The following is a 21,224-nucleotide window of genomic DNA, read 5'->3' on the forward strand; positions in this document are numbered from 1 at the left end:
CCCGGGTCGCTGCGCTCCTGCCCGCCGGCCACACTCCCCGGGTCGCTGCGCTCCTGCCCGCCGGCCACACTCCCCGGGTCGCTGCGCTCCTGCCCGCCGGCCACACTCCCCGGACCTACTTCCGCAGCGCCTGCCCCACCGTGCCGACCATCGCGTCGACCGCGAACTTCGGCTTGACGTTGATCGCCAACGCCTCGCGGCACTCGAGCACCGCCTCGATGCAGCGCAGCAGCGCGGCCGGCGACGCGTGCGCGGCCATCGCGGCCACCTTGTCCGCCATGTCGGGGTGGTTGGCCGCGATCTCCGGGGCGCCTGAGGCCACCAGCAGCGCGTCCCTGAAATACGTGGCGAGGTCGATCAGCGCCCGGTCCAGAGCATCGCGAGAGGCACGGGTCTGGCGGGACTTCTGCCGTTTCTCCAGATCCTTGAGGGCGCCGGCCGCCCCGCGCATCGTGCCGGCCGTGCCCTTTCCGGTGCCGCCGGCACCCAGTGCGGTCCGCAGCTCGTCCGCCTCGGCCTCGTTGCGGTCCCCGGTCAGAGCCTTGGCCTCCGCCTCCGCGGTGAGCACCAACTCCTCGGCCGCGGCATACGCCCGCGAGGGCGTCGCCGCTTCACGCGCCAGGCCCAACGCCCGCCGGCGCCGCTCCCGGGCCTGCTCGTCGGTCGCCAGTCGCCGGGCCCGGCCGACATGCCCGCCGCTCACCGACGCCGCCCAGGCCGCCTCGGCCTCCGGCAGTCCGTCCCGCTCGACCAGAACCGAAGCGATCGCGTCGACCCCCGGGGTGACCAGGGCGATGTGCCGGCACCGCGAGCGCAGCGTGATCGCGATGTCCTCAGGGTCCACCGACGGCGCGCACAGCAGGAACACCGTCGACGGCGGTGGTTCCTCCACGACCTTGAGCAGGGCGTTGGCGGCCCCCTCGGTCAGCCGGTCGGCATCCTCGATGACGACGATCTGCCAGCGGCCGGTACCCGGTCGTCGCGACGCGATCTGCACGATCGTGCGCATCGCGTCCACGCCGATCGACAGCCCCTCCGGGATGATCCTGCGCACATCGGCATGGGTGCCCGCCATCGTCGTGCTGCAGGCACGGCACTCCCCGCACCCGGGGTCACCGTCTGACGTGCATTGCAGCGCCGCTGCGAAACACAACGCAGCCACCGACCGGCCGGACCCCGGCGGACCGGTGATCAACCACGCATGGGTCATCGTGCCCACATTGCCGGCACCCCTTGTAGAAGAGGAGATGTGAGCGGAATCACCGCGCGCAGCCCGGGCTGCGGCGGTCAGCTCCGCCTCGACAGCGTCTTGGCCCACCAGACGCGAAAAAACACCCGCCATCGCCGATAACAGTAATGCTGCGAACCGACACGTCCGTCCCAGAGGCCCCGTGCCCGTCAGCTCCGCCCGATACGGTGAACCCGTGGCTGCAGAAGCGATCGAGGTGGGGCGAATCCGTGCATTCGTCCGCTGGGTCGCGCGCACCCCGTGGCCGGTGTTCACCCTCGGCATGTTGCAAGCCGACATCATCGGCGCCCTGCTGGTGCTCGGCTTCCTGCGGTTCGGGCTCCCCCCCGAGGACCGCATCCAGCTACAGGATCTCCCCACGTACAACCTGTCGATCTTCCTGGGCTACCTGTTCGTCTCGTTCACCGTGGCGTCGTACCTGACGCTGCGCATGCTCATCCCGGTGATGCGCTGGCAGCGCCGCGACATGCTGCTCGGCGACCGGGACCCCGCCGACACCGAGGTCGCCCGCATGCGGGCGCTGCGGATGCCCTTCTACCGGTCGGTGATCAGCGCGACGAACTGGCTACTCGGATCGGTGGTGTTCATCATCGCCAGCTGGCCGGTCGCCAGTAAGTCCGCCCCCGTCGTCGCCGTCGCGACCGGACTGGGCGCCACCGCCACCGCGATCATCGGCTACCTGCAGTCCGAGCGGGTGCTGCGGCCCGTCGCAGTGGCCGCGCTGCGCGGCGGAGTACCCGAGGGCTTCCACGCACCCGGCGTCATCCTGCGCCAAGTGCTGACATGGGTGCTGTCCACCGGGGTGCCCCTGGTGGCCATCCTGCTCGCCCTGGTGGCGAGCAAATTCGAGATCCTCACCGCACCTGCCGACCGGGTGATCACGACGATCCTGCTGCTCGCGATCGTCGCGCTGGTCATCGGACTGTCCAGCACGGTGCTCGTGGCCATGTCCATCGCCGACCCACTGCGGCAGCTGCGCTGGGCACTCGGCGAGGTGCAGCGCGGCAACTACAACGCCCACATGCAGATCTACGACGCCAGTGAGCTGGGCCTGCTCCAGGCCGGGTTCAACGACATGGTGCGCGACCTGGCCGAACGGCAGCGGCTACGGGATCTGTTCGGCCGCTACGTCGGTGAGGACGTGGCCCGCCGAGCGCTCGAGCGCGGCACCGAGCTGGGCGGTCAGGAACGCGACGTCGCGGTGCTGTTCGTCGACCTGGTCGGCTCGACGAACCTGGCGGCCACCATCCCAGCCGCCGATGTCGTCAGCCTCCTCAACGACTTCTTCCGCGTCGTCGTCGACACCGTCAACCGGCATGGCGGGTTCGTCAACAAGTTCCAGGGTGACGCCGCCCTCGCCATCTTCGGCGTCCCCATCGAACACCCCGATGCGTCCGGCGCCGCGCTGGCCGCCTCCCGCGAACTGCACGACGAGCTGATCGACGTGCTGGGCGAAACGGAGTTCGGCATCGGAGTGTCCGCCGGACGGGCCATCGCCGGCCACATCGGCGCGCAGGCCCGCTTCGAATACACCGTGATCGGCGACCCCGTCAACGAGGCGGCACGGCTCACCGAGCTGGCGAAGCTGGAAAAAGGTCACGTGCTGGCCTCGGCGATCGCGGTCAGCGAGGCCCTCGACGCCGAAGCCCTGCGCTGGGACGTCGGCGAGACGGTGAATCTGCGTGGCCGCACCGCCCCCACGCAGCTGGCCCGGCCGGTGGGACTGGTCAGCCCGCCCTCGGTCGAGGTCCCCGGAGACGTGTCGAAGACCTCGCGCTAGCTCAGGCTTTCTTTGCGGCGGCCTTCTTGGCCGCCGTCTTCTTCGCCGTCGTTTGGGCTGACTTCTTGGCGGCCTTCTTCGCCGGTGCCTTCTTCTTCACCGGTCCCCGGGCACGGCGGTCTGCCAGCAGTTCGGACGCCCGCTCGTCGGTGATCGACGCGACGTCGTCACCCTTGCGCAGGCTGGCGTTGGTCTCACCGTCGGTCACGTAGGGACCGAACCGGCCGTCCTTGATCACCATCGGCTTACCGGTCGCAGCGTCAGCCCCGAGCTCACGCAGCGGCGGGGTCGCCGCACCCTGACGTCCTCGCCGCTTGGGCTCGGCGTAGATCTTCAACGCCTCCTCGAGCGTGATGTCGAACATCTGCTCTTCGGTGGCCAGCGATCGAGAGTCGGTGCCGCGCTTCAGGTATGGACCGTAGCGACCGTTCTGCGCCGTGATCTCCTCGCCGGTGGCCGGATCGACGCCCACCACACGCGGCAGCGACAGCAGCTTCAACGCGTCCTCGAGCGTCACCGTCTCCAGATCCATCGACCGCAACAGCGAGCCGGTGCGCGGCTTGGGACCCGTCGGCTTCTTGCCCTTCTTGGCGCCGCTACCGGCTGTGCCATCGTCGGGATCACCCGAACCAGGTTCGGGCAGTACCTCGGTGACGTACGGCCCGTAGCGCCCGTCCTTGGCCACGATCTCGTGGCCCGACACCGGGTCGATACCCAGCGAACGCCCCTCTTGCGGTGTGGCGAAGAGCTTTTCGGCCAGCTCCAGAGTCAGCTCATCCGGCGTCAGCTCGTCGTTGAGGTTGGCGCGCTGCGGCTTGAGCTCACCGGGATTGTCCGGATCGGCGACCATGCGCTCCAGATACGGGCCGTTGCGGCCGACGCGGACATTGACCGCACGACCCTCCGCATCGTCGAACAGCTTGATGGAGTTGACTTCTCGAGCATCGATCTCCTCGAGATTGCCGCCCACCAGCTTCTTCAGGCCGCCGGCACGCGCGATCGAACCGTCCACCCCGTGCTCGCCACCGAAGTAGAAGTTGCTGAGCCAGTTGGTCCGTCGCTCGTTACCCGCCGCGATCTCGTCGAGCTCGTCCTCCATCGCCGCGGTGAAGTCGTAGTCGACCAGCCGCGCGAAGTGCTGCTCCAGCAGCCCGATGACGGCGAACGCCACCCACGACGGGACCAGCGCGCTGCCCTTCTTGTGGACGTAACCGCGGTCCTGGATGGTCTTGATGATCGAGCTGTAGGTCGACGGCCGACCGATGCCCAGGTCTTCGAGAGCCTTGATCAGCGACGCCTCGGTGTAGCGGGCGGGCGGGCTGGTGGTGTGCCCGTCGGCGGTCAGATCCTTGGCATCGACGCGCTGGCCCTGCGTCAGGTTCGGCAGCCGGCTCTCGGCGTCGTCGGCCTCACCGCCGGCCTGCTCGTCGAGGCTCTCGACGTAGGCCTTCAGGAAGCCGGCGAACGTGATCGTGCGGCCGCTGGCGTTGAACACCACCTGCTCGCCGGTCCGCGCGGTCCCCCCGATGCGCAAACTCAGCGTGGTGCCACGCGCATCGGCCATCTGCGAGGCCACGGTGCGCTGCCAGATCAGCTCGTAGAGCCGGAACTCGTCGGTGTCCAGCGCGGCGTGCAACTGCCCGGGGGTCTGGAAGACGTCGCCGGCGGGCCGGATGGCCTCGTGCGCCTCCTGGGCGTTCTTGACCTTGCGGGTGTACTGGCGCGGCGAGGGGTGCACGTACTCCTCGCCGTAGAGCTGCTGGGCCTGCGTGCGGGCCGCGTTGATGGCCGACTGCGACAGCGTGGTCGAGTCGGTACGCATGTAGGTGATGTAGCCGTTCTCGTACAGCCGCTGGGCGATGCTCATCGTGCGTTCCGACGAGAACCGCAGCTTGCGGCCGGCCTCCTGCTGCAACGTCGAGGTCATGAACGGCGGATAGGGCCGCCGGGTGTAAGGCTTCTGCTCGACCGAAGCAACCTGCAGTTGCGCACCCTGCAAGCCTGCTGCCAGCGCATTCGCGGCCGATTCGTCGAGGACGAGCACCTCGTCGGGCTTCTTCAACCCACCGAGGGAGTCGAAGTCGCGACCGGCCGCCACGCGGCGTCCGTCGACCGTGTTGAGCTTGGCGGTGAAGGTCGGCGGCGTGGCCTGCGCGTCGGAGACGCTGGCGTCCAGCTCGGCCGTGACGTCCCAGTAGCCGGCGCTGCGGAACGCCATCCGCTCACGTTCACGCTGGACGATGATGCGGGTCGCGACCGACTGCACCCGGCCCGCCGACAGTTTGGGGGCGACCTTCTTCCACAGCACGGGGCTGACCTCGTAGCCGTAGAGGCGGTCGAGGATGCGGCGGGTCTCCTGCGCGTCGACCAGCGAGGTGTCCAGATCGCGCGGGTCGTCGGCGGCGGCACGGATCGCGGGCTCGGTGATCTCGTGGAACACCATGCGCTTGACGGGGATGCGCGGTTTGAGGGTCTCGAGCAGGTGCCAGGCGATCGCCTCGCCCTCGCGGTCGCCGTCTGTGGCCAGATAGAGCTCGTCGACGCCTTTGAGGAGGTCCTTCAGCTCGGCGACCGTGCTCTTCTTCTCCGGGCTGATGATGTAGAGCGGCTCGAAGTTCTCGTCGACGTTGACGCCGAGACGGGCCCACGGCTCCGACTTGTACTTGGCAGGGACGTCCGCGGCGTTACGCGGCAGGTCACGGATGTGACCGCGCGATGATTCGACGATGTAATTGGACCCGAGATAGCCGGCGATTTTGCGCGCCTTGGTAGGCGACTCGACTATGACGAGCCGCCGCACCCTGCTGTTGGCACCGCGATCGCGGTCTCCGTCAGCCACCTATCCGATTCACTGTCTCGACTCCTACTACTACTTCTTCTCTGCACTGTCGGCGGACTCGCACATCTTTGCGCCACCCCGCCCCGGCAACGATCAATTTCGCACTCCGCGCGAGCCGACGCAAACCGGCTCCCCGCCGAAAGGCCGTCCGCCAGCCGCTAGGTACGCGGCCATGACGCCAACGCTTCGGCGTCCTCCGGAGGTTCCCCCACGTTCTCTACCAGGCGCGACAGCCGCCGTCGGCCACTGATCCGCAGCGCCGGACGCGCGCCCCTCGTCCCGATCAGCGTCGGTGCAATTCCGACCCGCATCATGGCCGACGCGAGCACGGAATGGGTGTCCGGCGCGTGCGGATCGAGCCCGAGGAGATAGCGATCGTCGGCCTCCGGACTGCCCGCGGCCAACGTCCACGCCCGCAGTTCACGCGGCCCGGGCAGCCACTGCGGCGGCACCGTCTTGACCGCGCCGCGCGTCCACTCCAGCGCGATCGGCGTCAACCGGGCGTCCACGGCAGTGCGCACCAGGGGCGTGCTCTCGTCGGTACGGGCGATCTCCGGTGCGAGACCGGCGTCGGCGATCATCTCGGCCAGCGCCTCGGCGCGCCACGGCCGGTCCACGACCACCGACAGGCGCGCAGCCTGCGCCTGCCCATGGGCGACTAGGACGGCCTGCCCCGGCCCGGCCAGCATCCCCGTCAGATCGGCGACGGCCGGCGGCACCGACTCAGCCGAGAAGAAGGACAGCTGGCTCACACCGATGACAGTAGGCCAGCACCGCACCATCGCAGCGGATGCGGGCGTGAACGCGGCGCCGCGGCTGCACGAAACACCGGAAAAACGAAACACCCCCGCGCCGCCGACGAGCGGTGACGCGGGGGTGCCAGGTCTTTAAGGTGACTCAGACGGCGCGAACGCCGGTGGCCTGCGGCCCCTTGGGGCTCTGACCGACCTCGAACTCGACCTTCTGGTTCTCTTCCAGGGTGCGGAAGCCGGAACCCTGGATCTCCGTGTAGTGGACAAAAACGTCAGCGGAGCCGTCCTCGGGGGCGATGAAGCCGAAGCCCTTCTCCGCGTTGAACCACTTCACAGTTCCCTGTGGCATCTTTCGTAATTTCCTTCTCTGTGTTTCACCGGGTGCGGCCCGCCGTCTTTCGGCAGACCGGGCCCGTTCCGACCGCCATACCTTCGTGGAGTGCTCGGAACTCGACCCGACCTACAACCCTCGCAGGAACCGCGACCGCAACGTTGTTCCTGCGAGTGCGTATACACGAACACAGAAGCTGCGACCGCCGTTAGTCAATCATGAACAGCGCTGCTGCGACAGTCCGACGAGCGCTTCACAGCATCATGTAGTCCACAATTCACGTACGACACGACGTAGGGGACGGGTGGGAGGCTCCGAGGTGCCCGATCCAGCGCTTGGATTCGGCCGCGCGCTGCTCGCTTGCGCGGTCGACGGCACCGCGCCGGAGGAACATCCGCTGCGTCACGTCGCCGACCTGCCGTCACGACCCGCACACACCCGGTCCTGGCCGTCGTGGGCACCCTCAGATGTGGTGCGGGCGTTCGTCGATCGCGGCGTGACCGCCCCGTGGTCGCATCAGCTCATCGCCGCCGAACATGCCCGGGCGGGCCGTCACGTCGTGCTCAGCACGGGCACCGCGTCGGGCAAGTCGTTGGCCTATCAACTCCCCATATTGACGGCGCTGTCGGACAATCCGCGATCCCGCGCCCTGTATCTGTCGCCCACCAAGGCCCTCGGACACGACCAGTTGCGTGCCGTCGCATCGCTGACCGCAGCCGCCGGGCTCGATGACGTCGCCCCGACGGCCTACGACGGAGACACCTCCGCCGATGTCCGCCGGTTCGCGCGCGAGCGCTCCCGGTGGATATTCTCCAACCCCGACATGATCCACCTGTCGATGTTGCGCAACCACGCCCGCTGGGCCATCTTCCTGCGCCACCTGAAGTTCGTGGTGGTCGACGAATGTCATTACTACCGAGGCATTTTCGGGTCGAACGTGGCCATGGTGTTGCGGCGGCTGCTCCGACTGTGCGCGCGCTACTCCCCCGACGGGCAGATGCCGACGGTGATCTTCGCCAGCGCCACGACCGCCGAACCCGCGATCACCGCCGCCGAGCTGATCGGTCAGACGGTGATCGAGGTCACCGAAGACGGCTCACCACAGGGCGCGCGCACGATCGCGCTGTGGGAGCCGGCGCTGCTCGCCGACCTCGTCGGAGAGAACGGGGCCCCGGTGCGTCGCTCGGCGGGGGCAGAGGCGTCCCGGGTGATGGCGGACCTGATCACCGAGGGGGCACGGACTTTGACGTTCGTGCGCTCCCGCCGCGGCGCGGAGCTGACGGCCCTGGGCGCCAGGACGCGACTGGCCGAGACGGCGCCGCAGCTGGCCGAGCAGGTGGCGTCCTACCGGGCGGGATATCTCGCCGAGGATCGCCGAACTCTGGAGCGGGCGCTGGCCGATGGAGCGCTGCGCGGCATGGCGACGACGAACGCGCTCGAGCTCGGCGTCGACATCGCCGGCTTGGATGCCGTTGTGCTGGCGGGCTTTCCGGGCACCGTCGCGTCGTTCTGGCAGCAGGCCGGCCGCGCAGGCCGGCGCGGCCAGGGCGCACTGGTGGTGCTCATCGCACGTGACGACCCGCTCGACACCTACCTGGTGCACCATCCGGCCGCGTTGCTGGACAAGCCGATCGAGCGCGTCGTGATCGATCCGGCCAATCCCTATGTCCTCGGACCGCAGCTGCTCTGCGCGGCGACCGAGCTGCCGTTGACCGACGCCGAGGTGCGCACGTGGGATGCCGAGGCGGTGGCGGGCGCCCTCGTCGACAACGGGCTGCTGCGCCGCCGACCCAGCGGGTACTTCCCCACCCCCGGCCTCGATCCCCATCCGGCCGTGGACATCCGGGGATCGATCGGCGGTCAGGTCGCGATCCTCGAGGCGGGCACCGGTCGCATGCTGGGCAGCGCCGGCGCCGGGCAGGCCGCCGCCTCGGTGCACCCCGGTGCCGTCTACCTGCACCAGGGCGAGACCTACCTGGTGGACTCGCTGGACTTCGAGGACGGCATCGCGTTCGTCCACGCCGAAGATCCCGGATACACCACCTTCGCAAGGGAACTCACCGACATCACCGTCAGCGGGCCCGGCGAGCGTTCGACGCACGGTGAGGTCACCATCGGGCTGGTTCCGGTGTGCGTGAGCAACACCGTCACGGGATATCTGCGGCGCCGCCTCGACGGCGAGGTGATCGACTTCTGCGAACTCGACATGCCCACGCGCACACTGGAGACCATGGCGGTGATGTGCACCATCACCCCGGAAGCGTTGTCCGACAGCGGAATCGATCCGTTGCGCACCCCGGGTTCCCTGCACGCCGCCGAACATGCCGCCATCGGGCTGCTGCCGCTGATCGCCAGCTGCGACCGTGGCGACATCGGCGGCGTGTCGACCGCGGTCGGCCCCGTGGACGGGCTGCCGACGATCTTCGTCTACGACGGCTATCCGGGAGGTGCCGGATTCGCGGCCCGGGGATTCGGCGCGATCACGCGCTGGTGGGCCGCGACGGCATCGGCCATCGAGGCGTGCGAATGCCCGGCGGGTTGTCCGTCGTGCGTGCAATCACCGAAATGCGGCAACGGCAACGACCCGCTCGACAAGGACGGCGCGGTCAGGGTGCTGCGCCTCGTGCTCGACGCGGTCGGCAGCGCTGCCTAGCTGACCGGCGGTAGCGACCGACCCCTCGACGATCGCCGCGGACTCCGGCGACGGAATCCGTACCCGCCTCAATGGTGGAAAACCTACCCGGCGAGGTGCACCGAGGCAAGGCGAAAGCGCTCGTCACGGGCCATATCGACATAGCAAAGGGGGGTCAAGATACGGTTTCCGCAGCCGCGGTCTCGGTAGGATCGCGTCATGAGCCACGACTGGATGCTCGTGGAGACGCTGGGGAGCGAACCGACCGTGGTCGCTCAGGGGGCCCACACCAAGAATCTGATCCCGATCTCGTCTCTGCTGCGGCGCAACCCTCACCTGATGGCGATCCAGACCGCCATCAGCGAGACCGTACGGGGTAACGCCGGGCTGAGCAGCATCACACCGAAGAACGACTGCGTGATTCGCACCGAGGTGGTCGCGATGTCCGACGGCCGCATTCACGGGGTGCAGATGTGGATCGGCGCGGCCGACGAAGATCCGCCGCCCCGCCCCGAGGTGGGTTGCATGCTGTGGGACCTCACCAACGGGACCGCCACCGACACGCCTGAGTCCTTGAAGATCGGCGGTTGGGATCCGACGACGCAGCGGACGCACAGCCGAGCCTTCGCCGACGACTTGCCGCGCCGGGATCTCAACCCGCACGAAGCGGAGGTGATCAGCATGCTGATCAAGCCGCGGGCCGGGGTGACGATCTGCACCACGTGGGACGTCACCGACCACCGCGGCGAGCAGATCACCGTCGGGTTCGTCGCGCGTTCGGTCGAGGAGGTCGACGACGACGACAAGCCGCTGCTGGTGTGCCGGGCGATGAACTGGCGCAGCGTGCACGAGGGCAAAGGCGACAGCGAAGCGTCATTGGCCGAACGCATCCTGGCCAGCCTGGCCCGGCCAGGTGTACACCGCGCGCTCGTCGATCCCGCGCACTGGATGCTCGTCAAGTGGCTCGACGATCCGGCGCCGTTCTTCGACTGGCGGGCCGGGATGTCGAGCCAGCAGACCGTACATCCGCACGACCGGCCCACGGTCGCCGAGATGGCCGCGGGTTTCGGCGGAGGGTCCGTGTCGGGCGTGCTGCGGGTGATCGCTCGCGACGGTGGGTGGACGCCGGTACACGTGACGGTGCACCGCATCGAACTGCACGACGGGGTGATTGCGGGGCTCGCGGAGTTGCGCCTTCCGACCGACGAGGAACTGGCCGAGGCGCACCTCGAAGAGCGCTGACCCTCTCGGGCGGCTAGGGCTTGTCTTTCTTGCCGTTGCCGTTGCCGTGTCCACGACCGGGTCCCGGGCCACCGCGAGGCGGCTCAGGAGCAGGTGGGGGTGCCACCACCGGTGGGGGTGCCGACGTCACCGGAGTCACGCTGCTCGGCGTCGTGGGAGGCGGGGTCAAGCTGGTGCTCGTGCTCACCGACGCCGGGGACGGCGACGAGCCGAACGGATCCAGCGCCAGCGCGAGCGCCGAGATGACGAATGCCGCGGCGATGGCGGCTCCGGCGAGCAGATAGCGGCGCGGGTTCCGACGCCGTTGCGGCATGCGCACCGGCGGGGGCGGCGGATACCCCGCAGTCGGTGGCAGCGGGTTGGCCATCACCCGGGTGGCGGACCGCGGCGCAGTTGCCATGGGGAGTGGGGACGCCAGCGCGGCGGGGTCGCCGGCCAGCGCAGCTCGCATGTGTTCGGCATTGGCGAAGCGGTGCGCGGGATCGCGCGCCATCCCGCGGGTGATGACGGTAACCAGCGCAGGGTCGACGTCGGGGCGGACGCTGCCCAGCGGGGGCGGCGGCGCGTCCAGGATCGCGCGGGCCAGAGCGACGGGGTTGTCGTGGGGGAAGGCGCGATGACCGACCAGCGCCTCGTAGCCGATCACAGCGACGGCGTAGAGGTCGTCGGCAACCGAGGCCGGGGCGCCCGTGACCCGCTCCGGGCTCATGTAGCACATGGTCCCGATGATCTGACCGGTCTTGGTGTCGGCGCTGCCGCCGGTCTTGGCGATGCCGAAGTCGGCGACCTTCAGCCGGTCCCCGGACGAGGAGACGAGGATGTTTCCCGGTTTGACGTCGCGGTGCAGCACTCCGGCGGCGTGGGCCGCACTCAGGCCCGCGAGGACGTCGTCGAGAACGGAGCGGACCTGGTGCGGGGCCATGGGACCCGCATCCATCATGTCGTGGAGCGTGCGGCCGGGTAGCCGCTCCATCACGATGAACGGCGACCCGTCCTGCTCACCGAAGTCGTGCACGGCGACAACGTTGGGGTCCCCGAGCGCTGCTGCTGCCCTGGCCTCGACCTCGAAGCGGCGGCGCAGGTCAGGGTCGTGGGCCATGTGCGGATGCAGCACTTTGATGGCAACCGGTCGGCACAGCCTGGTGTCCCAACCGTCGCGGACCTCGGCCATGCCGCCACGGCCGAGCAGGCCGCGCACCTCGTAGCGGCCGGCGAGCATTTCGCGGCCGGTCATGAGGGGTGCGTATCCCGCCTTACGGCGCCGTAAACCCCGGCTCGTCGAGCGGGCCCGCCCGCGCGGCAGCTGTCGCCGGGCCCACTAGTGCAGCGCCGAACCCGGGCGCCACCTCGGCGGTCACCAGTACATCCAGACCGTCGACGTCGCACCCGGTCAGCGTAGAGGCCATCGCCCGCGCGAGGGAGTCAGCCGTCGCGCAGGCCACCTCGCGGCCTCCGGGCAGCGCCGCGGCTGCTCCCAGCGCCGCGAGGTCCGCCACCGCAGCCGCTCGATGACGGGCCACCACGACGGAGCCGAGCAGCGCACCGCCTGTCATGACCGCCGATACCGCCGCGATCAGGAACGCCGCGAGGATCGTCGCCGCACCCCTGTCGTCACGTACCAGGCTCCAGCGCCGAGACGGCGCGTCCGGTGATCGCGACGCCCGGCAGAAATGCCGCACGCGACGTGACCGTCGCGACCACGAACCCGCCATCGCGCCGCACCTCGATTCCGGCACCCGTGGGCGCGATGGTGCGGGCAGTCGCGGTGGCGACGGCGTCGTCGCCGCGCGCCGCCAACCGGGCGGCCTCCCTCGCGGCGTCCACGCACCGCACCTGCATCGTGATCGCGGTGAGCCCAGCCAGGCAGACCACCACCACCGCCACGAGCGTGAGAAGGGCGAATGCCGCCTCGACGGTGGCGAAACCGGCATCTAGATGTTGGTGTTCAGCGCACGAGTGATGATGTTCGTCAGCGCGCTGACGATCGAGTCCCCCGTCACCACGGTGTACAGGATCGCCCCGAACGCCGCGGCGGCGATGGTGCCGATCGCGTATTCGACGGTCGACATTCCGTCGTCGGCCGTCGCCAGCACGAGCAGCCGTGCGCGCAGAGCGGCAAATCGGTGGTTGAGCATGCAGATCCTCCTCGGTGGTTGTCACAACACTCCTGATCGCAGAACATCTCCGGCCAGCCCCGCGATGACCGGCACGATGCCCAGGCAGATGAACGCCGGCAGATAGCACAGCCCCAACGGGCCTGCGATGAGCACGGCGGCGCGCTCGGCTCTCGCCCCGGCGGCGTCCGCCGCTTCGGCGCGCAGAGAGGTGGCGAGGTCTTCGACCCCGTGGGCCAGCGCTGCTCCCGACGCCGCCGAACGTCGCGCCATACGCAGGTAGGCGCGTACATGGACGTCCGCGGTGCCTTCCGGCTCCGCCCAGGCCCGGCCGGCATCGGCGCCCAACGCCAGCAGGTCTGCGCCGCGCCGCAGCACTGCCGCCAACGCGGGCGGCGCGGCATCGGCGACCGCCGCGGCGGCGCTCGACACCGCCATGCCCGCTCGCAGGCACGCCCCGAACGCGTCCAGTGCGGCCGCCACCGCCAACGGTCCGTCAGGTGTCGGTGCCGACCTCGCCGACGGCGGCCCCTGGCACGCCGTCGTCCTGCGCGCGGCGCAGGCCCGCGGAAGCACGAGCACCGCCAGCGCCAGGGACACCGCGGCCCACGTCATGTCAGCACCGACGCCGTGATCCGGTCCGACCAGAGCAGACCCGCCCCGACGAGCGCGGCGCCGACACACAGCAGCCAGCCACCGGTGCCGCCGGAGGTGAGAAAACCCACCGGATCCGCACCGATGGCGCACCCGAGCAGCACGCCCACTGCCGGCAGCCCCGCCAGCAGATTGCCCGTGGTGCGCGCCCCCGCCATCCCGGCATCGACCCGGGACCGGAACCGTTCACGTTCGGCGAGATCACGCTGCGCGGCCTGCATCAGCGAGGCGATCGCCAGACCGTGCCGCGCGGCGAGCTGCCAGCACAGCGCGAGCCGTTCCCAGTGGCCCGGCACCAGGGAGCGACGCGACTCCGCCCGCAGCCCCGCCACGACGTCGGCGCCCAGGAGCGCACGGGCCGCGACCGCAGCGAACGACTCGCCCACCCGCCCGTCGATCTCGCGGGCGACGGAGTCCATCGCAGCGACCGGGTGCGCGCCGACGCGCAGTTCGGACACCAGGACGTCCAGGGCCCCGTGCAGCGCGCTCGCCTCGTCGGCGCCGACGAGGCGCTGCCTACGCCACCGGTGCCGTACGACCAGCACTGTCAGCATCGTCGTGCTCGCCAGCACCACGGAGATCGGGAGGACGCAGCTGAGTACGGCACAGGCCAGCAGCGCTATGACGATCGCCGGAGGCTTGCGGCGTCGTCGCGCCGACACCGGCCGCAGGGGTGCCCGCGTCACGGGCGGCAGCGCGAGCAGAGCCAACGCCAACGCGACCGCCGCCACGGTCATGTCCGGCACCCGCGATCGATGAGCCCCCGCAGCGCGTCGGCGCCCTCCCGGAATCCCGTGTCGGCATCCCAGCTCGGCACCACGCAGACCCGGCCGTCGCCGTCGCGTTGGAGCACCCCGATCTCGGAGAGTCGGCGCCGACCCGCCCGAGAACGTGACACGTGCAGGACCACCTGGATCGCCGCACCCAACTGGCTGTGCAGGGCTGCGCGGTCGAGCCCGCCCAGCGCGGCGAGTGCCTCGAATCGGGCGGCAATCTCGCCGGGGTTGTTGGCGTGCACCGTGCCTGCACCGCCGTCGTGACCGGTGTTCAGGGCGGTGAGCAGGTCGACCACCTCGGCGCCGCGCACCTCGCCGACGACGATGCGGTCCGGCCGCATCCGCAACGCCTGTCGGACCAGGTCACGAACGGTGACTTCACCGATGCCCTCGACGTTGGCAGCGCGGGCCACGAGCGACACCAGGTGCGGATGGCGCGGTGCCAGCTCCGCGGCGTCTTCGACGCACAGGATTCGCTCGTCAGCGGGCACGGCCCCGAGCAGCGCCGCCAACAACGTCGTCTTTCCACTGCCGGTGCCCCCGCTCACCACGAACGCGAGCCGTGCGGCGATGATGTCGCGCACCAACGCGGTTGCTTCGGGGGCGATGGCGCCGGAAGCAACCAACGCGTCGAGATCCTGGGTGGCAGGACGCAGCACGCGAAGCGACAGACAGGTGCCGCCCGCGGCGACCGGTGGGAGCAAGGCATGCAGCCGCACACTCAACGGCTTTCCCGCCACACTTCCCAGGTCAGCGAGATGGCCGTCGACCCACGGTTGGGCATCGTCGAGGCGCCTGCCCGCGCTCAGCGCGAGCCGCTGCGCGAGGCGGCGGACGGCGGCGTCGTCAGCGAATCGCACGTCGGTACGTCGCAAACCCGTGCCGTCGTCCACCCATACCGCGTCGGGGGCCGTGACGAGCACATCGGTGGTGCCGGGTGCTGTCAGCAGCGGCTCGAGGATGCCCGCACCGACGAGTTCGGTCTGCAGTTCGCGCAGGCTGGACAGCACCTCGGTGTCCCCGAGCACGCCTCCGGACTCAGCGCGGATGGCGGCGGCGACGACGCTGGGCCGCAGCGGTCCACCGTCTGCGGCGAGACGCTCGCGGACACGGTCGAGCAGCGGCGCGTTCATGCGGCGACGGCATCGAGTGAGCCGGCGTGCGGCTTCGTCTGCAGCACGGCCAACACCGTGCGGGCGGCCGATGCCAGTGGCGATTTTCCTCGCAGCCGAACCCCACCGCGTTCGAGGTGCTGATCCAACCCCGGCTGAGGACGCATCGTCGCCAACACGGGCAGCCCGACGATGCGCGCCACGTCGATCGGCCGTAGGCCGCCCGGAGACGGCCCGCGCACGAGCAGACCGGTGTTGGGGTTACAGGCAGACGCCCACTGGGCCGTCGCCGCCGAGGCGGCACACGACCGTACGTCGGCAGGTGTGACCAACACCACCAGATCTGCTGCCGCCAAAGACGTCTCGATGGCCGCGATGGGGCGGCGGGCGACATCGATCACGACGGTCACGGCCGCTCGGCTACCGGCGTCGACCACGGCGCCCAGCGCCCTGGCATCGATCTCCCCGGCGGGTTGTTCGCCGGCCAGCACCCGACTGCCCGCCAGGATCGCGACACCCTGGCTGCTGGGTAGGGCAGCGCGCAGTGCCGGATAGGTGAGCCGCCCACCGGCCAGCGTGAGGTCCGGCCACCGCAAACCCGGCTCGGTTTCGCTGCCCAGCACCAGGTCGAGACCGCCGCCCCACGGGTCGGCGTCGATCAGCAATGCCTCACCCGCGGCCCGGGCCAGCGCCACCGAGAACACCGACGCGCCACCCCCGCCGCGTCCCGCCATCACCGCCACCACAGCGCCTCGCGGACCACCGTTGCGGGCCTCGTCGGCGGCCTCGGTCAGCACTGCCATCACGTCGGCTTCCTGGGCGGGTAACGCCAGAACGTGCTGGGCGCCCACCGCAACGGCGGCCTCCCACTGCGCAGGGTCCGGGGCAGAACCGCTGATCAACACCACCCCCGCGCGCCGCGGTAGCGCGCGGTCCGCGCACGAACGCGCCGCCGCTTCGTCGAGCAGGATGGCCGCGGCACCGGCCCACACCCGCCGATCCGAGGCGTCGGCCCTGCGGACGGCGTGCACGGCAGCGGCGGCGACCACACGGTCGACGAGGCCACGCAGGACGGGGTTGGATACGACGATCAGGACGGCGGCACCGGTCATGTGTCCCAGCCTGCGTGGCGTCGACGCCACGCAGCCAGGGCGTCACGAAGATCTGTGGATGATCGCGAGCCTGTCCACAGGCCGACCGATCAAGGGCTTGCACTCCCCCGAAAATGGCGTTCCGCAACTTCTGGGAAGAGAGTGACCTGTCCGCATTGCGAAATGGCCCAGAAAAGGGACGACCCCCGCCAGGGGGGGAGGAGGCGGAGGTCGTCGTGTATCAGCCCCGGGGGGTCGGGCTGATGCACACCCGGCATAAGCCGAGTGATGCCCACTATACACACGCCCGAGCGGGCTGGCGCAAGACCGCACCGCAGAGAAGTCGGCGCAGATCTTGAAAAGGTTGCAGACGAAGCCACGTGTCGTGAACTGCCAATTTGTACGATCTGCCGCAATCTGTCACGCGACCGCGCCTTATGCTGACGCGGTGACCCTCTCCGACCCTGCGGCGGGTGCCCAGGCACCCGACGGGACGCCGTCGGGTGAGCGCCCCGTGCGGACCGCGGCGTTCTTCGATCTCGACAAAACCGTCATAGCGAAATCCAGCACATTGGCTTTCAGCAAACCGTTCTTCAGCCAAGGGCTAATGAATCGGCGGACGGTTCTCAAATCCGCGTATGCGCAATTCCTGTTCACGATGTCGGGCGCCGACCACGATCAGATGGATCGGATGCGGGCGCACATCACGACGATGTGCGCGGGCTGGGACGTCGAGCAGGTCAAATCGGTGGTCGGCGAAGCGCTGCACGACATCGTCGACCCCCTGGTCTTCGCCGAAGCTGCGGAGTTGATCTCCGACCACAAGCTGTGCGGACGTGACGTGGTCGTCGTCTCCGCGTCGGGCGAAGAGATCGTCGCGCCGATCGCGCGGGCCCTCGGCGCGACCCACGCGATGGCCACGCGGATGGTCGTCGAAGACGGCAAGTACACCGGCGACATCGCGTTCTACTGCTACGGCGAGGGGAAGGCGGAGGCGATCCGAGCATTGGCCGCCCGCGAGGGATACGCGCTCGAGCACTGCTACGCCTACTCCGACTCCATCACCGACGTGCCGATGCTCACGACGGTCGGACATCCGACCGTCGTCAACCCGGATCGCGCGCTGCGCAAGGAGGCCTCCGCCCGCGACTGGCCGGTCCGGTCGTTCTCCAAGCCCGTCTCCCTGCGGGACCGACTGCCCGCACCGTCGGGTGCGGCGGTCGCGACCACGGCGGCCGTCGGTGTCACCGCGCTCGCCGCGGGCGCCCTCACCTACACCCTGTTGCGCCGGTTCGCCTTCTGACCTTCTACCGGCCTTGCCCATTCGACGACGTAGCTGAACAGTCCGCGTAACGAATCGGGAAACCGATGCTTTTGACCCTTGATGTGACCGCGGTCACGTAGTACAAAGGAAACACGGAAGCCGGGCGAGGCCAAGGTCGAGCCGGAAGAGAAGGCTCGATCTCCCGACCTCGGCTCCCCAGCACGAGTCCCGGAACCCACGCGGCGCACATGCCGCGGAACAGGCAAAAGTGTTGCGGGCCTGCGTAAGTGCGAAGATCGGACGGCACCGACGACCCTTTGGGTGGGGTCGCAGCCGTGGCGGATCGCGCAGCGCCGAGGCCACCCACGCAACCCACAACGCACGCATGGTAACCGGAGGCTCGTGCTGGCGGGCGGCGCGCCGAAGTACTTTTCGAATTACTTCGGAACGTCGCCCGCTTTTGCTTTGCTGGGAAAATCAGGACGAGGCTGACGAGGCGATCGACAGTGCCTCGCGCGCGCCAGCATGCAGCGCCTCGTTGCTCAGCACCAGCCACGCAGCCAATCCGGACGGCGTGCCCGACGCGAAACCCCGTGCGGCGGCGGTGTAGTCGCCGGACCGGCGCATCCAGTGCATCTCCGGCACCCCGAGGCCGTGCGGGTCCAGGCCACTGGCGATGGTGATCAACCGTGACACCCCGCGCGCCACCACCCCGTCCGCGCTGCCGAACGGCGCCAGCGTCAGCAGCTCCCCGTGGGCGACCGCGGCCAGAACGGTCGCGGGCACCCGCGTCCCGCCGGTCGCGAGGTCGGCGAGCAGCTCCAGGCGGCGCCCGATGTCGGGTTCGCTGCGCGGCCGGCCCAGCGCATCGGCGTCGACGAGATCCGCCGCGGCCAACGAGTGCAGCCGTGCGATGGCCTGCAGCGGGGCACGCCGCCAGACGCCAATCAGCGGGCCCTGACCGCCCTCGAGTGCCTCGGCCACCCGCAGCGCACCCGCGAGCACGGGGTCCTTGTCACCCATCGACCCGCCCGCCGAATCGCCCGCGAACTGCAGCGGACCTCCGTCGAGCACCGATGATGCGCGGGCCGCCCGCAGCGCTGCCTCGGCAGCGGTGCCGGGCCAGCCGCGCAGATTCGTTCGATGCCGGTGAGCCCGGCCCAAAGCCTCGCGCGCCTCCTCCCCCGCCTCGGCGACGCCGGGCAGAGTGGTCAGCGGGGCAAGCGGATCGGTCACGCCCGCACACTAATCCATGGTCGACGGACCGATCGGCGCGCCGGTTGCGACGTTCGTCGCCCGCCGCACACCGCCCGCAGCGGCGCTTGTGAGTTGCCAACGTCGATGCAACGTTGGGTGACTACCCTCACAGTCATGACCGAGACGCATGCTGACGTTCAGGCTTCGTATCCGCCTGCCCCCGAGTTCAGCGCCCAGGCCAACGCGACCGAGGCGCTCTATGAGGAGGCCGCTGCCGACCGGCTGGGATTCTGGGCGACGCAGGCCGAGCGGCTGTCCTGGCAGACGCCGTTCGACGAGGTGCTGGACTGGTCGGAGGCCCCGTTCGCGAAGTGGTTCGTCGGCGGCAAGCTCAACGTCGCCTACAACTGCGTCGACCGCCATGTCGAGGCAGGCAACGGCGACCGGGTCGCGATCCACTGGGAGGGCGAACCCGTCGGGCACTCCCGCTCCATCACCTACGCCGAACTCAAAGACGAAGTCTCCCAGGCAGCCAACGCGCTGACCGATCTCGGCCTCGTCGCCGGTGACCGGGTGGCGATCTACATGCCGATGGTGCCCGAGGCCATCATCGCGATGCTCGCGTGTGCGCGTCTGGGCGCGATGCACTCGGTGGTGTTCGCCGGCTTCTCGGCCAGCGCTTTGAAGGCCCGCATCGACGACGCGGCGGCCAAGCTCGTCATCACCACCGACGGTCAGTACCGGCGTGGCCAGGCGGTGTCGCTCAAGGAGGGGGTCGACGAGGCGATCGCCGGCCTGGGTGACGACAGCCCGGTCGAGCACGTGCTCGTGGTGCGCCGCACCGGGATCGACACGCCGTGGACCGACGGTCGCGACCTGTGGTGGGACGAGGTCGTACCGAAGGCCTCGACCGATCACACCCCGGAAGCGTTCGACTCCGAGCATCCGCTGTTCCTGCTCTACACCTCCGGCACCACCGGCAAGCCCAAGGGCATCATGCACACCTCGGGCGGCTACCTGACCCAGGCGTCGTACACGCACTTCAACGTCTTCGACATCAAGCCCGAGACCGACGTCTACTGGTGCACCGCTGACATCGGCTGGGTGACCGGGCACACCTACATCGTGTACGGGCCGCTCTCCAACGGCGTCACGCAGGTGGTCTACGAGGGCACGCCTGCTTCCCCGACCGAGCATCGCCACTTCGAGACCATCGAAAAGTACGGCGTCACCATCTATTACACCGCTCCGACGCTGGTCCGTACCTTCATGAAGTGGGGACGCCAGATCGCCGCCGACCACGATCTGTCGAGTCTGCGGCTGCTGGGCTCGGTGGGCGAGCCCATCAACCCGGAGGCGTGGCGCTGGTACCGCAAGGTCTTCGGCGACGACGCGACCCCGATCGTGGACACCTGGTGGCAGACCGAGACCGGCGCGATCATGATCTCCCCGCTGCCGGGCGTCACCGACTGCAAGCCCGGTTCGGCGATGCGGGCACTGCCCGGCATCTCGGCCAAGATCGTCGACGACGACGGCAACGAGCTCGCGCCCGGCACCGACCACGGCGAGCAGACCAGCGGCTACCTGGTGCTCGATCAGCCGTGGCCGTCGATGCTGCGCGGCATCTGGGGTGACCCGGAGCGGTTCAAGGAGACCTACTGGTCCCGCTTCGCCGAGCAGGGCTGGTACTTCGCCGGTGACGGCGCCCGCTACGGCAAGGACGGCGAGATCTGGGTGTTGGGCCGCATCGACGACGTCATGAACATCTCCGGACACCGCATCTCCACCGCCGAAGTGGAGTCCGCACTCGTCGGGCACTCCGGGGTGGCCGAGGCCGCCGTCGTCGGCGCCTCCGACGAGCACACCGGCCAGGCGATCTGCGCGTTCGTCATCCTCAAGTCCAGCGCCCACGGCGGCGAGGGCTCCATGGTCGACGAGCTGCGAGCCGAGGTCGCGCGGGAGATCTCCCCGATCGCCAAGCCGCGGGAGATCCACGTCGTCCCCGAGCTGCCCAAGACACGCAGCGGCAAGATCATGCGCCGGCTGCTCCGCGATGTCGCCGAGGGCCGCGAACTGGGTGACACGTCGACGCTCGTGGACCCGAGCGTGTTCGAGGCGATCCGGGCCAGCAAGTAGCGCCCGTCGGCGCGGTCATCGCGCTGGTCGTCAGCGCCGCGATCCGGCTGCGCCG

At 69.7% G+C, this 21,224-nt stretch carries 17 protein-coding genes and 1 pseudogene; 5 read left to right on the forward strand and 13 right to left on the reverse strand.

Annotated features, from left to right (window positions below; translation table 11 throughout):
* Window positions 1-115 precede the first annotated feature (115 nt).
* Window positions 116-1,342: a DNA polymerase III subunit delta' gene (locus ACZY1G_RS13875; RefSeq protein WP_463812440.1), complete on the reverse strand. Its 1,227-nt coding sequence runs from the start codon at window positions 1,340-1,342 to the stop codon at window positions 116-118.
* Window positions 1,343-1,391: 49 nt separating this feature from the next.
* Here ACZY1G_RS13875 and ACZY1G_RS13880 point away from each other — a divergent pair, with 49 nt between their 5' ends.
* The gene (locus ACZY1G_RS13880) at window positions 1,392-3,029 is read left to right on the forward strand and encodes an adenylate/guanylate cyclase domain-containing protein (RefSeq protein WP_463812441.1); all 1,638 of its coding nucleotides are present in this window, start codon (window positions 1,392-1,394) and stop codon (window positions 3,027-3,029) included.
* 1 nt (window position 3,030) lies between these two features.
* On the opposite strand, the gene topA is transcribed toward ACZY1G_RS13880, so the two are convergent.
* From topA to ACZY1G_RS13895, 3 genes are all read right to left on the reverse strand, one after another.
* Window positions 3,031-5,868 (reverse strand): type I DNA topoisomerase, encoded by a 2,838-nt coding sequence (gene topA / locus ACZY1G_RS13885; RefSeq protein WP_463812442.1) that lies wholly within the window; start codon window positions 5,866-5,868, stop codon window positions 3,031-3,033.
* Between the two features lie 158 nt (window positions 5,869-6,026).
* The gene (locus ACZY1G_RS13890; RefSeq protein WP_463822715.1) at window positions 6,027-6,620 is read right to left on the reverse strand and encodes a hypothetical protein; all 594 of its coding nucleotides are present in this window, start codon (window positions 6,618-6,620) and stop codon (window positions 6,027-6,029) included.
* Between the two features lie 145 nt (window positions 6,621-6,765).
* The gene (locus tag ACZY1G_RS13895; protein WP_006243848.1) at window positions 6,766-6,969 is read right to left on the reverse strand and encodes a cold-shock protein; all 204 of its coding nucleotides are present in this window, start codon (window positions 6,967-6,969) and stop codon (window positions 6,766-6,768) included.
* Window positions 6,970-7,270: 301 nt separating this feature from the next.
* Here ACZY1G_RS13895 and ACZY1G_RS13900 point away from each other — a divergent pair, with 301 nt between their 5' ends.
* Together ACZY1G_RS13900 and ACZY1G_RS13905 are read left to right on the forward strand one after the other, a co-directional pair.
* On the forward strand, window positions 7,271-9,604 hold the full coding sequence (locus ACZY1G_RS13900; protein ID WP_463812445.1) for a DEAD/DEAH box helicase: 2,334 nt from the start codon (window positions 7,271-7,273) through the stop codon (window positions 9,602-9,604).
* A 198-nt stretch (window positions 9,605-9,802) separates the two neighbouring features.
* Window positions 9,803-10,825, forward strand: coding sequence for a PAS domain-containing protein (locus tag ACZY1G_RS13905; RefSeq protein ID WP_463822716.1), 1,023 nt, complete (start codon window positions 9,803-9,805; stop codon window positions 10,823-10,825).
* A gap of 13 nt (window positions 10,826-10,838) precedes the next feature.
* On the opposite strand, the gene ACZY1G_RS13910 is transcribed toward ACZY1G_RS13905, so the two are convergent.
* The 8 genes and pseudogenes from ACZY1G_RS13910 to ssd form a co-directional block, all read right to left on the reverse strand.
* Complete coding sequence (locus ACZY1G_RS13910; RefSeq protein WP_463812447.1) at window positions 10,839-12,059, reverse strand: serine/threonine-protein kinase; 1,221 nt, start codon at window positions 12,057-12,059, stop codon at window positions 10,839-10,841.
* Window positions 12,060-12,078: 19 nt separating this feature from the next.
* Entirely contained in the window at window positions 12,079-12,537 is a 459-nt protein-coding gene (locus ACZY1G_RS13915; RefSeq protein ID WP_463822717.1) for an Rv3654c family TadE-like protein, read from the reverse strand.
* Window positions 12,437-12,739, reverse strand: a pseudogene (locus tag ACZY1G_RS13920) (TadE family type IV pilus minor pilin); the annotation flags it as partial. The gene ACZY1G_RS13915 and the pseudogene ACZY1G_RS13920, both read right to left, overlap by 101 nt.
* A 17-nt stretch (window positions 12,740-12,756) precedes the next feature.
* Window positions 12,757-12,894, reverse strand: a complete 138-nt coding sequence (locus tag ACZY1G_RS13925; RefSeq protein ID WP_463814742.1) for a DUF4244 domain-containing protein — start codon at window positions 12,892-12,894, stop codon at window positions 12,757-12,759.
* 87 nt (window positions 12,895-12,981) lie between these two features.
* Complete coding sequence (locus ACZY1G_RS13930; RefSeq protein WP_463812450.1) at window positions 12,982-13,554, reverse strand: type II secretion system F family protein; 573 nt, start codon at window positions 13,552-13,554, stop codon at window positions 12,982-12,984.
* The gene (locus ACZY1G_RS13935; RefSeq protein WP_463812451.1) at window positions 13,551-14,330 is read right to left on the reverse strand and encodes a type II secretion system F family protein; all 780 of its coding nucleotides are present in this window, start codon (window positions 14,328-14,330) and stop codon (window positions 13,551-13,553) included. Before ACZY1G_RS13935 ends, ACZY1G_RS13930 begins: the two co-directional genes overlap by 4 nt.
* The gene (locus tag ACZY1G_RS13940) at window positions 14,327-15,502 is read right to left on the reverse strand and encodes a TadA family conjugal transfer-associated ATPase (RefSeq protein ID WP_463822718.1); all 1,176 of its coding nucleotides are present in this window, start codon (window positions 15,500-15,502) and stop codon (window positions 14,327-14,329) included. Before ACZY1G_RS13940 ends, ACZY1G_RS13935 begins: the two co-directional genes overlap by 4 nt.
* Window positions 15,499-16,593 (reverse strand): septum site-determining protein Ssd, encoded by a 1,095-nt coding sequence (gene ssd / locus ACZY1G_RS13945; protein ID WP_463822719.1) that lies wholly within the window; start codon window positions 16,591-16,593, stop codon window positions 15,499-15,501. Before ssd ends, ACZY1G_RS13940 begins: the two co-directional genes overlap by 4 nt.
* A 427-nt stretch (window positions 16,594-17,020) precedes the next feature.
* Here ssd and ACZY1G_RS13950 point away from each other — a divergent pair, with 427 nt between their 5' ends.
* The gene (locus ACZY1G_RS13950; protein WP_463812454.1) at window positions 17,021-17,875 is read left to right on the forward strand and encodes an HAD-IB family hydrolase; all 855 of its coding nucleotides are present in this window, start codon (window positions 17,021-17,023) and stop codon (window positions 17,873-17,875) included.
* Window positions 17,876-18,313: 438 nt separating this feature from the next.
* On the opposite strand, the gene ACZY1G_RS13955 is transcribed toward ACZY1G_RS13950, so the two are convergent.
* Entirely contained in the window at window positions 18,314-19,072 is a 759-nt protein-coding gene (locus tag ACZY1G_RS13955) for an oxidoreductase (RefSeq protein WP_463812455.1), read from the reverse strand.
* Window positions 19,073-19,207: 135 nt separating this feature from the next.
* On the opposite strand from ACZY1G_RS13955, the gene acs reads away from it, so the two are divergent.
* On the forward strand, window positions 19,208-21,169 hold the full coding sequence (acs, locus tag ACZY1G_RS13960) for an acetate--CoA ligase (RefSeq protein ID WP_463812456.1): 1,962 nt from the start codon (window positions 19,208-19,210) through the stop codon (window positions 21,167-21,169).
* The last annotated feature ends 55 nt before the right edge of the window (window positions 21,170-21,224 follow it).

It is taken from the genome of Mycobacterium sp. IDUB_5, assembly GCF_055419565.1.